This window comes from Vibrio sp. NC2, from assembly GCF_025195005.1.
Classification (GTDB): Bacteria; Pseudomonadota; Gammaproteobacteria; order Enterobacterales; family Vibrionaceae; genus Vibrio; species Vibrio splendidus.
Genome location: NZ_JANVFC010000031.1, coordinates 34,456 through 46,330, shown reverse-complemented (window position 1 = coordinate 46,330; position 11,875 = coordinate 34,456). Strand labels below are relative to the sequence as shown.

The 11,875-nt window shown below is 43.5% G+C and carries 11 protein-coding genes and 1 pseudogene; 3 read left to right on the top strand and 9 right to left on the bottom strand.

All coding sequences use genetic code 11. From position 1 onward, the window contains the following. Positions 1-72: 72 nt before the first annotated feature. The 7 genes and pseudogenes from NX845_RS22580 to NX845_RS22550 all read right to left on the bottom strand — a co-directional run. Positions 73-290 (bottom strand): annotated as a pseudogene (locus tag NX845_RS22580) (DHHA2 domain-containing protein); the annotation flags it as partial. Between the two features lie 99 nt (positions 291-389). Further along, positions 390-593, bottom strand: coding sequence for a hypothetical protein (locus tag NX845_RS22575; RefSeq protein WP_004736343.1), 204 nt, complete (start codon positions 591-593; stop codon positions 390-392). 382 nt (positions 594-975) lie between these two features. Next, positions 976-1,428 carry a hypothetical protein gene (locus NX845_RS22570; RefSeq protein WP_050712177.1) on the bottom strand — a complete coding sequence of 151 codons (453 nt, stop codon included), beginning with the start codon at positions 1,426-1,428 and terminating at the stop codon, positions 976-978. 353 nt (positions 1,429-1,781) lie between these two features. Next, positions 1,782-2,795: a manganese-dependent inorganic pyrophosphatase gene (locus NX845_RS22565; RefSeq protein WP_102456881.1), complete on the bottom strand. Its 1,014-nt coding sequence runs from the start codon at positions 2,793-2,795 to the stop codon at positions 1,782-1,784. Positions 2,796-3,273: 478 nt separating this feature from the next. Then, positions 3,274-3,726 (bottom strand): septal ring lytic transglycosylase RlpA family protein, encoded by a 453-nt coding sequence (locus tag NX845_RS22560; protein WP_260257186.1) that lies wholly within the window; start codon positions 3,724-3,726, stop codon positions 3,274-3,276. Positions 3,727-4,076: 350 nt separating this feature from the next. Continuing rightward, positions 4,077-5,453, bottom strand: a complete 1,377-nt coding sequence (locus tag NX845_RS22555) for a uracil-xanthine permease family protein (RefSeq protein ID WP_102456880.1) — start codon at positions 5,451-5,453, stop codon at positions 4,077-4,079. Between the two features lie 280 nt (positions 5,454-5,733). Next, positions 5,734-6,225, bottom strand: coding sequence for a VOC family protein (locus NX845_RS22550; RefSeq protein WP_029224669.1), 492 nt, complete (start codon positions 6,223-6,225; stop codon positions 5,734-5,736). A 476-nt stretch (positions 6,226-6,701) separates the two neighbouring features. On the opposite strand from NX845_RS22550, the gene ahpC reads away from it, so the two are divergent. Next, complete coding sequence (gene ahpC / locus NX845_RS22545; protein WP_004736364.1) at positions 6,702-7,259, top strand: alkyl hydroperoxide reductase subunit C; 558 nt, start codon at positions 6,702-6,704, stop codon at positions 7,257-7,259. Between the two features lie 199 nt (positions 7,260-7,458). Then, complete coding sequence (gene ahpF / locus NX845_RS22540; RefSeq protein ID WP_260257185.1) at positions 7,459-9,051, top strand: alkyl hydroperoxide reductase subunit F; 1,593 nt, start codon at positions 7,459-7,461, stop codon at positions 9,049-9,051. Positions 9,052-9,165: 114 nt separating this feature from the next. Here ahpF and NX845_RS22535 read toward each other — a convergent pair whose 3' ends face one another. Further along, positions 9,166-9,765 carry a LysE family translocator gene (locus NX845_RS22535; protein ID WP_004736366.1) on the bottom strand — a complete coding sequence of 200 codons (600 nt, stop codon included), beginning with the start codon at positions 9,763-9,765 and terminating at the stop codon, positions 9,166-9,168. Positions 9,766-9,887: 122 nt separating this feature from the next. Here NX845_RS22535 and NX845_RS22530 point away from each other — a divergent pair, with 122 nt between their 5' ends. After that, positions 9,888-10,373: an Lrp/AsnC family transcriptional regulator gene (locus NX845_RS22530; protein WP_004736367.1), complete on the top strand. Its 486-nt coding sequence runs from the start codon at positions 9,888-9,890 to the stop codon at positions 10,371-10,373. 117 nt (positions 10,374-10,490) lie between these two features. Here the strand turns inward: NX845_RS22530 and NX845_RS22525 are convergent, their stop codons facing one another. Then, the gene (locus NX845_RS22525) at positions 10,491-11,861 is read right to left on the bottom strand and encodes an L-serine ammonia-lyase (protein WP_065681159.1); all 1,371 of its coding nucleotides are present in this window, start codon (positions 11,859-11,861) and stop codon (positions 10,491-10,493) included. Positions 11,862-11,875 lie beyond the last annotated feature (14 nt).

The following is an 11,875-nucleotide window of genomic DNA, read 5'->3' as shown; positions in this document are numbered from 1 at the left end:
GTTTTGTCATTGAACACCTCATTTATGGTGGAGACTTTACCACCTAATTTGGTGTCCGGGATCATTAGACCACTACACAGGGCCAATCTGACGCTTGCGAGAAGTTACACCTTCTAGGGTCAACATGTCGCTTGTTGGTTCAGCGCTGAAAGCCGACTTGATGACTTGATAGTCGCTTTCATCTACCCACAGTAAGTTTGCTTCTTTGTTCTTAGTGTCTGTGATGGAGAAGAACAGATGGTCTAGCCGTTCTCTTTTTTGTAAGTCTTCATTGCTGCTAGAAGATCGTCATAGAGCGAGCAGAGGGTCAGATAGAGTTTAAAAGTAGGTAGTGGTTAGGGGGAATTGGTGATCTTAATTACACATCCCTGTGTAACGTATTCTGAATGTCAGCTGGCTTTAAAGCGCTTCATAAATTGACTAAAGCGTGGAATCAGGTTTTGCACAGTCGGCGCATCGGGAATCTCATTTACAAAAATCATAAAGCGCTGTGCTTTACTTTTATCACCTTGAGCAGTCCCTGCTAGTATTGCTTGAGCTAAAATTACATGCTCAGCGGTAACGTCCTTATTCGAAAATTCGTGAATCAACATAGAAAATCCTAATAAGTATAAATACGGATATAATAATACAATATATTGATGTTTATATCGATAGCTTATGGCATTCATCAATGTCAGATTTGTGTAAAAACAATACTGGACAGTGAGCTTAGTGACTTTCCATACTTATGCTAATTCGTGATTTGCTAATACTTGGTTCTCCGAAACTCATTTCTGTCCAGATGCTTCGTAGGATGAATTTTTACCTTTGGTACTTCCTTTCTCGAAAGTGTCCCAAACGTTTCATTAGGTATGGCACGAGTAATACAACTAGCTAATGTGAAAAACAGGCACATTGCTCACCAAACAGCGATAAAAAAAATTCGTTTCCAAATTTTGAAATAGACCCAGTAAAGCGCAGTGTTATTTTTTGTTATTGTGGATCTACATGCCCAGAACAAGTATAGGACTGACCATCAACACCACGAATAGCGATCTGGTAGTTCAGCGCCAATCCATTACCAACGATGTCTGACAGGCCCTCAGTTTCTGGATTGTTCATGCGATCGTGGTACATCTGACAAACGTGTTCTTCACCATGCCATTTTGATTGCACCTCTTCGATTCCATCAGCCTCGATGTCTACGCGAGCAACTCCATTTGTGCGCTTTGCTGCTTTGGTCGTGATGATCGTCGTCGTCATTGATGTATAACGGATACCATCGATTTTCGAACTGGCTTCGGTAAGTTGGTCGTGGTCTGCGTGTGTGATAATTGGGTCAGACACGAATACGTTCGCAGCCTTTACCTTTAAGCTGGTACAGCCAGTAATTGTCATAAGTGCAAGTGCGATAGCTGTTAAACCAATGGTTTTGATTGAGGTCATTTCATTGTCCTGTTAGTCATTCTGTCTGGGGTTTACTATAAACAATAAAACACTGTATTATTAGTTCAAACTATGAATACTAACTTACCGATAATAGAAAGCCGCGACTAGGATTGGTTACTTGTTTAAGGCTGCTCTAAGTCTAACTCTTCACGTGGTTGGTCGTGAATGTCCTTTGGGATTCGTATCATAAAGGGCTATGTTAGATCCGGGTTATCCATAAACTTTGTCAAATTAGAAAAAAAAATAACTCAATTTTATCCAAATCTAATTCAACACACCCAAAACAAAAAGGGATTGGTATCTCTACCAACCCCTTTACTACTTGTTTATAAAGTAACGGGGCTTGCTCTCTACAAGCTCTCAATTGCCTTTTGTACCGCAGGGCCAATCTGACGCTTACGCGAAGTTACACCTTCTAGCGTCAACATGTCGCTTGTTGGTTCAGCGTTGAAAGCCGATTTAATCACTTGATAGTCGCTTTCATCCACCCACAATAAATTAGCTTCTTTGTTCTTAGTGTCTGTAATAGAGAAGAACAGATAGTCTAGCCCGTTCTCTTCTTTGTAGGCTTTCATAGCTGCCAAAAGCTCACCTTTACGGTCAATCAGTTGTTGAGCCGTTAGCGTTTCAGCCACACCAATACCCACCTGTTTGCCACCGTATTTAAAGTTTTTGTAATCCAGCGTCAGAATGGTTTCAGAAGAAAGATGACTGAGATCCGACTTAGCAATCAGCATCTGTTGGCCGAAATCTTCGATATCTGAAATACCTGCAACTTTTGCCAGCTTTTCAGCGTATTCACGATCATGCTCAGTGGTGGTTGATGATTGGAATACCACTGTATCAGAGAGAATTGCGCCTAAGCCTACACAAGCAAGGTGCTTAGGTAGGGTCACATCCAACTTTTCAGCGTTGTCAGCAAGAATAGTGGCAGCCGATCCCCAACCTCGAATATCCATCTCGACAATCTGCGGGGTGTTAATCGGTGAGCCACCAATCGCGTGATGATCAACCACAGCAACAATCGATGCTTGGTCGATAGTTGGCGCTAGCTGAGTGACTTGGTTGAAGTCCACCAGCCCCACTCGATATGAAGAGTAATCTGTCTCTACGCGTGGTGATTCAGCATTACAGTAGTTCAAGATGAAGGTGGATTCTGGATTGATAGGCTCTGGTACTGTCGCTGTACCGCCATAGATATGAGCCGCGAGCATCGCAGACATTACCGTGTCGCTGTCTGGGCTTAGGTGCCCTGTCCATACGAGATCTTCACTGTTTTCATTGGCAGATTGTTGAAGACTGAAAGCATAGCTTGCTGAGCTAAAAGACATAATTAGGGCTGCAACGACAGGGGTTAGCTTCACGGGTATTTCCTTATTTGAATGCGATATAGAAGCCCATAAGCTAAACACCAAAAATTTCAGAACCGTGTCACTAATATTTCAGATTTACTTCAGTTGGTAAGGAAATGTAATTTTCCTCTCTTTGAGAGTCTTCTTCTCCCATCAATTGTACCTCCCCCTTTCTATTACACGCCCGCCACAACCAATTTTGGATTAGTTCAGCTTTTCATTATTTCACAATGAATTTCAATGAACCCTAATAATAAGAAAACTAAGACACTGATTTATTGACCACATAACATCATCAACCCACATATTAGAAATAAGATAATCTTATTAAAAATGGATTATCGAAAGGCACAAAAAAGGCTACAAAGCAGCCTTATTGAGTCAGCATAAATAAGCTATTGATTCACCGATATCGAGGTTCTGTTCCTCCCCTTTCCCACTACTGGTAAGGGATCGTAGATGTAAACCAAGGGGAGGTTAGGAGGGGATTCTAGTGTTTGTATCGAAAGGTATTACTATCATCAACAATCTCGATTTTAACAGGCACTGTGCCTTGTTTAACGTTGCCGATTTTTGCAAATGCCTTGTGCGACAGATCGATCACTCGGCCTTTTACATAAGGGCCTCGATCATTAATTTTCACATCAACAGACTTATTATTGTCTGTATTGGTCACTCTCACGATAGTACCGAATGGCAAGGTTTTATGAGCCGCAGTATTCGCATTCATATTATAGGTTTCACCACTTGCTGTGAGCCTTCCATGAAATTTATCGCCATACCAAGAAGCTTTACCAGCAAGAGCATGTGACTTGGCATATTCCTTTGTTTTAGAACTGCCGACAGCCGACGTTGAGGTGCATCCGGCTAATATCATAAGAACAAGAGCGGTAAAGATAATATGTAATTTTTTTATGTGGTTTGTGTGCGCTAATCTCTGCATGTTTCTCTATTTTCGTTGTTGTTGGTTAGCAATATAATGCTGAGTATAGTCACTGCTCAGCCAAGGCTACCATTCGGTATGATGACGGAATGTTTTCATGAACGACACTTTCTTCCGTCATATTCATGAAAGGTTTTATCGTCAAAACGTCAACTTTAACAACGTCTTAAATTTGTACATTTCTCAATCACCCGCATATAGATAAGCTACTGTTCCAAAAAATCCAAACAAAAAAGGGATTGGTATCTCGACCAATCCTCTCTATGGGATGTTTCGTTTTTCTGCCTATGGTAGGTAGATAACGCTATTACTCGTAATCAGTCACCTACGCTTCTTCTCGGCTGTATAAGTTACGCTTTACTGGTTTGTACCGAATTCGTCATCGATTTGGCTTTAGTTTCAGGCACCAAAGACATCAACCCGGTAATAACAAGAGCAGCAACACCCGACATCGTTACTGGTGAGCCAAATATGCTTTGCACTAGCTTGGGTGCTTCTTTCAATAAATCCGGTACCAGCATTACCCCCAGCCCTAAACCTAATGAGATGGCAATCGTCATGATTCTGCGACGATCAAGCTTCTCACTAGCCATAATCTTGATGCCCGCCGCAGCAACCGTACCAAACATCACCAATGTCGCTCCGCCTAATACTGGCTTTGGAATCGTCATTAATACCGCGCCTAAGATGGGAAATAGACCTAATAGAAAAAGAATTGCCGCAATGAAGTAGCCAATGTAACGACTCGCAATCCCAGTAAAATGGATCACGCCATTGTTCTGGCTGAAAGTCGTGTTCGGAAAAGTATTAAATACAGCGGCGATAAGCGAGTTCACACCGTCACCTAGCACGCCCGCCTTGAGTCGATTGATGTATTTTGGCCCCTTAACTGGTTGGCCTGAGAACATGCTATTGGCGGTAAGGTCACCGGTTGTTTCAATAACAGTAATCAAGTAGATAAAAGCAATAGGGAGGAAGGCTTGCCAATCAAAAGCGAAACCGTATTTAAATGGGACTGGGATACTCAATAGCGGTTGAGATGCAAAAGAAACCATTGGCGCTTTGCCCATCAGAATAGCAACGCCCCACCCTACAACCAATCCGACTAAAATCGACGACAGCCTTACCATGGTGTTGTTGCTTAGGTTAAGTGCCACTATGGTTCCGAGCACAATCGCACCCAACATCAAATTGCTTCCAGAACCAAAATCTTCTGCGCCAACACCACCAGCGATATCAGTGACGCCGACTTTAATCAAAGAGACACCAATCGTCGTGATAACGATGCCGGTCACAACGGGCGTGATCACCACTTTCAACTTTTCGATAAAACGCGATAGGACAATTTCGACAAACGCACCGAAGAAACAAACGCCAAAAATGGTCGCCAGCATCTCATCCGGGCCACCGCCATTCGCTTTAACAAGAAAACCCGCACCTAACACAGAACCTAAGAACGCAAAGCTGGTCCCTTGGACACAGATCATCCCTGCGCCAACTGGCCCTATTTTTCTAGCTTGTATAAAAGTTCCAACCCCAGACACCATCAGTGCCATGCTGATCAAATAAGGGATGTGTTCACCCAACCCTAAAACACCGCCAATAATGAGCGTGGGTGTGATAATGCCAACAAAGCTGGCTAATACATGCTGCAGCGCCGCGTAACTGGCTGCTTTGACTGATGGTCGATCGTCTAATCCGTAGATCAATTCACTGTTCTGTTCCATGTGACTTCCTTTATGTATTTTTTATTGTATACAATTTACATAAAGGCAATAGAGCAACATATATGCCAATGGTTTAACATCATATTTATCAATCAGTTAAGTTTTCAATCAGTCCAACGTTGCACTATAGAGCAACAATGTCGGCTTGTTTTAGTGCAACCGATAGTTTATCCGATGTTCCTAAATTAAGCCCTACAGACACAAAAAAAGGATTGGTATCGCTACCAATCCTCTTTAGGGGGTGTTTCGGTTTTTCTACCTATGGAAGGCAGTAACGCTATTACTCGTAATCAGTCGCGTACGTGTCTTCATACGTATGTGAGTAAAATTCGAATAGGTTGCCAAACGGGTCTTCTAGGTAAACCATTTGCGCTTGTTTTAGTTCGTCTTCTGGGTGGTAACGCATGATGTCCATACGAACCTTACCGCCAAACTCTTCAACGCGCTTAATAGCTGAATGAAACTGCTCTTTTGGAAGCTGTAGACAGAAGTGGAAGATGCCTAAGCGAGAGAAATCAACTTCGTGACGCTCTTGGCGTTCTTTCATTTCGAACAGCTCAACACCGATGCCATCAGATGTGACTAGGTGTGCAATGTTGAAGCCTTTGAAGCCTTCACCAAATACTGCGATACACATACGGCCGATTGCTGATTCGCGCTCTTCCATCACTTTGGTATTGTTCATTACGATTCTTAGACCCAGAGCTTTCGTATAAAACTCAACGGCTTTGTCCATATCGCCAACCATGATGCCTACGTGATTCATTTTCATAACTTGCTCCAAATTCGTTTTTAATTCTGTGCGTTTCGAAGACTGGCTTCGATGTTTCGTTTCGATGGAGAGAGTATATGGAGATATGACGATTAACTGAAATTATCATAAATTATATTAATGATAATTTTTTGTTATTTACAGATTGGTATAACAACTCAACTCAACTCAACTCAACTCGCGTAAAGAAACCGTACTTCCCCTTACCTACATAGATACTGAACCAAATACTGCTTACCTAAATGGAGATCAACCTAAAAAGCATAGCTACTCAAATTGGGGTTGCTGATGTTTGATGGCTTTTGTTAATCGTTTTTGTTGATAGCTTTTACCGATAGTCCTTTCCTTTCGAAGATAGGATTCGCCTATTGAATCTATAGAAATGTCCGATTTCACTAATTTTCGGTGCGAATGCAATATAGCTCCATCGACGCGGGATAGCGTTAAACACTACAAATTAGAAAGAGAGTCGAATCATGATCAACACAGAAATCAAACCATTCAACGCAACAGCATTCAAAAACGGCGAATTCGTAGAAATCACTGAGCAAGACGTTAAAGGCAAGTGGGCTGTATTCTTCTTCTACCCAGCAGACTTCACGTTTGTATGTCCAACTGAGCTAGTTGACCTACAGGACAAATACGCAGAGCTTCAATCTCGCGGCGTAGAAGTTTTCTCTGTATCAACTGACACTCACTTCTCTCACAAAGCATGGCACGATACTTCTGACAAAATCGGCACTATCGAATACTTCATGGTAGGCGACCAAACAGGCAACATCACAAATAACTTCAACGTTATGCGTGAAGGTCAAGGCCTTGCAGACCGTGCAACTTTCCTAATCGACCCTGAAGGCGTTATCCAAGCAATGGAAATCACTGCTGAAGGTATCGGTCGTGACGCTGAAGACCTACTACGCAAGGTTAAAGCAGCACAATACGTAGCCGCCCACCCAGGTGAAGTTTGCCCAGCTAAATGGAAAGAAGGCGAAGAGACTCTAGCGCCATCTCTAGACCTAGTAGGTAAGATTTAATCTAAGCCTATCTAAAAAGAACAAATAAAACGGTTCTACAGGCGCGCTTCGGCCTCCCTCCTAAAGGGCAGTTGCGCGCCACCCTTTCAAAACATCAACACCACAATATTTGCCGACTTGCGCCCCCTTTTTATTTTCCTTTTTCAGCAAGAAGGTATTGGTCAATACCAAGACACAGAATTTAAGAGCAGGCACGATTATGTTAGATCAAGCAATGAAGCAGCAGCTAAAAGCATACCTAGAAAACCTAAAAACCAATGTTCAGTTAGTCCTTAGTCTAGATGACAGCGACACCGCGAACAAACTTCAAGATCTGGCGAATGACATCGCGTCTTTAACCGACAAAATTGAAGTGACTCGAGATGATAGCGCAAGCACTCGCCGCCCTATCATGCAGGTCGTGAACCAAGAGAAAGGCACCGCGATCGGTTTTGCCGGTTTGCCAATGGGTCACGAATTTACGTCACTGGTTCTAGCACTGCTTCATAGTGGTGACCACCCTATCAAGCTTGAAGCGGACGTAATTGAGCAAATTAAAGAACTCGATCAAGAGCTCAATGTAGAAATCTTCATCTCATTATCATGCCAAAACTGCCCAGAAGTGGTTCAGGCATTCAACATGATGTCGGCGATTAACCCGCTGGTTAAGACAACGATGATTGATGGCGCAGCATTCCAAGACGAAGTGAAGTCTCGCGACATCATGGCAGTTCCAAGCGTGTTTATTAATGGTGAGCTATTTGGTCAAGGCCGTATGTCTCTGGCAGAAATCCTCAACAAAGTCGATTCAGGCGCAGCAGAAAAGAAAGCGGCCAACCTAAACGAACAAGCACCGTTTGATGTATTGGTTGTCGGTGGTGGCCCTGCGGGATCTTCAGCGGCTATCTACGCAGCACGTAAAGGCATTCGTACCGGTGTGGTTGCAGACCGATTCGGTGGCCAAGTGATGGATACGATGGCGATTGAGAACTTTATCTCCGTGAAAGCGACGACAGGTCCTAAGCTAGTCGCTAGCCTTGAAGAGCACGTAAAAGAGTACGGTGTTGAGATAATGACTGAGCAGCGCGCTGCGAACATCATCGCAGCCGAAGACACAGAAGACGGTTACATCCACGTTGAGCTAGAGAGCGGCGCAACATTACGATCTCGCACGGTTATCACAAGTACTGGTGCTCGCTGGCGTGAAATGAACGTTCCGGGTGAGCAAGACTACCGCAACAAAGGCGTCGCTTACTGCCCACACTGTGACGGCCCTTTATTCAAAGGTAAGAAAACAGCGGTTATTGGTGGTGGTAACTCAGGCATTGAAGCGGCAATTGATTTAGCGGGTATCGTTGAACACGTAACCGTACTTGAATTTGCAGACACATTGCGTGCCGACCAAGTGCTTATCGACAAAGCAAATGCAACACCAAACATCGAAATCATCAAGATGGCACAAACCACACAAGTGATTGGTGATGGCAACCGTGTAACCGGTCTGGAATACAAAGACCGCAACACCGATGAACTTAAACAGATCGAACTCGCGGGTATCTTTGTTCAAATCGGCCTAATGCCAAACAGCGAATGGTTGAAGGGTTCGAAAGTTGAGCTTTCACCACGCGGTGAAATTGAAATTAACGCTCATGGCGCAACATCGATGAAAGGTGTGTTTGCGGCGGGTGATGTAACAACCGTACCTTACAAACAGATCATCATTGCGATGGGTGAAGGTGCAAAAGCAAGCTTAGGTGCATTTGACCACCTAATCCGTAACTCAGCTCCAGTTAAAGAGGCTGAAACGGCTTAAGCTTTTAACTCAAGTTCCTTAAATATTTGTTAACTTAATTCTTTACTGTTAACGACTTAGTCGACATTTAGACACCACTCCTATGGATTTAGGAGTGGGTTTTTTCTTTGTGATTTATGCCGGTTGATAAAGCATAAAGGCAACCACCATCGCTAAGCTTCCACCCAAGCAACGGTTCACAAACATCATCTGTTTTGGTGATTGCAGTAATTTTTTCAGCATGGTGCCGCAGTACGCCCACACCAACATGCACGGCACACCGGTAATCACCATACCCGCGATAATGGTCACTACTTGAATCAAGTAATCTGCATTCGGAGTAATGAACTGTGAAAACACGGTTAATGAAGCTATCCAACCTTTAGGGTTTAACACCTGCACCAACACACCTGACATAAAACCTGAACGTTTATCTGTGGTGCTTTCTTCGATTTGCATGTTAGCAATCGACCACGCCATGAACAGCAAATAAGCCGCACCAGCGTATTTCAAAATGTTGTATAGCTCTGGATAAAGGGTAAATAGGCTCACCAAACCGACACTGGAACCGGCCAGTACGATGATGATGCCAACAGCGTTCCCAGAGATAAAAGGTAAAGTCGCAGCAAACCCATAACGACTTGAAATCCCAAGTAATGCGATATTGCCTGCCCCAGGGGTAATTGCAATTGATGTTGAAAATAGCAAGAACGCCAGCATTAATTGAGAGCTCATTTCCTCTCACTCCTAATAAGTAAAGTATTTATACGGAGAGAGTTTACAGATTCGACTAGGAATTAAATTGCTATATAGGCTAATATTAATGCAAATTTGAGCAAGACTTTTCTAAAAACACCATGAAACAGAAAGAATCCACCAAAGAAGTGTTAGATGACACAGATATCGCCATCTTAGAACATATCCAACAAGACGGACGCATGAGCAACAGTAAGCTCGCAGAGAAAGTGAACCTCAGTGAAACTCCATGTTGGCGCCGCTGGAAACGCATGGAAGAAACTGGCTATATCGATGGTTACGCCGCGAAGCTAAACCGCAAAAAGCTTGGTTTTCATGTAGCTGGTTTTACTCTTGTGACATTGGGTAACCATGAAGTTGAAAACACGGAACCGTTCGAAGAGTTTGTCGAAGTAACCGATTGGATTCCTATGTGTCACTGTATTGCAGGCGGCGCCGACTATATGATTCAAGTGCTAGCGAAAGATTTGGAAGAGTACTTTGAGCGTATTAGCTCAATCAGGCGAGTAAAAGGCGTAAGTGCGATTCAGTCGAATATCTCGGTTAAAGAGTTGAAAAACAGCTATAAGTTGCCTCTTGGGGACTAGTTCACTTCTCCTGACAGCCCTTTTCTTTAAGCAAAATAAAAGCCCAGCTCCATAGATTTCTAAAACTTAGGGGCTGGGCTTTGTTATTTTGAAACAGATATCGTTTATTTACGCTTGCTATTCACAAGGGTGAGCTAAATGAATCAGCGCCAAACCACCTAGAGACGTTTCACGATACTTCTTATTCATGTCTTTACCCGTCTGATACATAGTGGCGATCACTTTGTCCAATGAAATCAGGCTTTTGCTGTTACGTTTGAGTGCCATTCGTGAAGCATTAATCGCTTTCATCGAGCCCATCGCATTACGTTCAATACATGGCACTTGTACTAGGCCACCAATCGGGTCACATGTCATACCCAATGAGTGCTCCATCGCAATTTCTGCCGCAATGCAAATCTGCTCATTACTGCCACCACGTAGAGCGGTTAAACCCGCCGCTGCCATAGAAGATGAAACACCCACTTCACCTTGGCACCCCACTTCGGCACCAGAAATAGAAGCGTTGGTTTTGTACAAAATACCAATCGCGCCCGATACGGCTAAGAAGTCTTTTAACTGCTTAGTATCCAACTCTTTAATGAAGCGATGGTAATACATCAATACAGCTGGAATGACGCCCGCGGCACCATTAGTTGGTGATGTCACAACTTGGCCACCAGCCGCATTTTCTTCACTCACCGCAAAGGCGAACAAGTTAATCCAATCCATGATTTCCATTGGATCGTTTTCAACGGCCGCATTCGCTTCAAGCTTCTTCAACAAGTTTGGAGCACGACGAGTGACGTTCAAGCCACCATCAAGAATACCTTCAGTTTCAAAGCCACGTTCCATACAACGAGTCATTACTCGCCAGATTTGATCGGCCTTTTCTGAAATAGCATCCGCGCTTTGGAAAGCCGATTCATTTTGTAGAATCATGCCACCCAAACTCATGCCGTTTTGATCCGCCTGAGCAAGCATTTCATCGGCATTTTTGAATGGGAAAGGGACTTCTACGGCTTGGGTTTGAGTGCCATTCTGCAGTTCATCCGCGGTTGCGATAAAACCACCACCAATCGAGTAATAGGTTTCATCTACAATCACATTTCCACTTTGGTTAAACGCGGTAATCATCATGCCGTTTTCATGCAAAGGCAGATTGTCTTCGTGGAATAGCATGTCGGTTTGGTAGTTAAAGCCAATGGTGTGACTGCCACTCAGCTGCATTTCACCACTGTTGATAGCAAGGCGCATCGCTTCATTAGCGCTGGTGATTTTAATGGTGTCTGGCTTATTGCCGAGTAAACCCAAGATGGTTGCTCTGTCAGTGTGATGCCCTATTCCGGTTAACGATAACGAACCATATAAATCAACTTGAACACGAACGACTTCTGCGATTCTATCGGCGATTAATTGTGTGAAATGGAAACCCGCAATCATTGGGACGTTGGTGTGTGAGCTTGAAGGGCCAACACCAATTTTATAGATATCAAAAATGGACAGCATAGATTTACCTGTTA

Bases quoted from the DNA above. Each gene is read 5' to 3' on its own strand.
- NX845_RS22535 (WP_004736366.1), bottom strand. From the start codon at position 9,765: ATGAGCTCTCAATTAATGCTGGCGTTCTTGCTATTTTCAACATCAATT.
- ahpF (WP_260257185.1), top strand. From the start codon at position 7,459: ATGTTAGATCAAGCAATGAAGCAGCAGCTAAAAGCATACCTAGAAAAC.
- NX845_RS22530 (WP_004736367.1), top strand. From the start codon at position 9,888: ATGAAACAGAAAGAATCCACCAAAGAAGTGTTAGATGACACAGATATC.
- NX845_RS22555 (WP_102456880.1), bottom strand. From the start codon at position 5,453: ATGGAACAGAACAGTGAATTGATCTACGGATTAGACGATCGACCATCA.
- NX845_RS22575 (WP_004736343.1), bottom strand. From the start codon at position 593: ATGTTGATTCACGAATTTTCGAATAAGGACGTTACCGCTGAGCATGTA.
- ahpC (WP_004736364.1), top strand. From the start codon at position 6,702: ATGATCAACACAGAAATCAAACCATTCAACGCAACAGCATTCAAAAAC.
- NX845_RS22570 (WP_050712177.1), bottom strand. From the start codon at position 1,428: ATGACCTCAATCAAAACCATTGGTTTAACAGCTATCGCACTTGCACTT.
- NX845_RS22525 (WP_065681159.1), bottom strand. From the start codon at position 11,861: ATGCTGTCCATTTTTGATATCTATAAAATTGGTGTTGGCCCTTCAAGC.
- NX845_RS22560 (WP_260257186.1), bottom strand. From the start codon at position 3,726: ATGCAGAGATTAGCGCACACAAACCACATAAAAAAATTACATATTATC.
- NX845_RS22550 (WP_029224669.1), bottom strand. From the start codon at position 6,225: ATGAAAATGAATCACGTAGGCATCATGGTTGGCGATATGGACAAAGCC.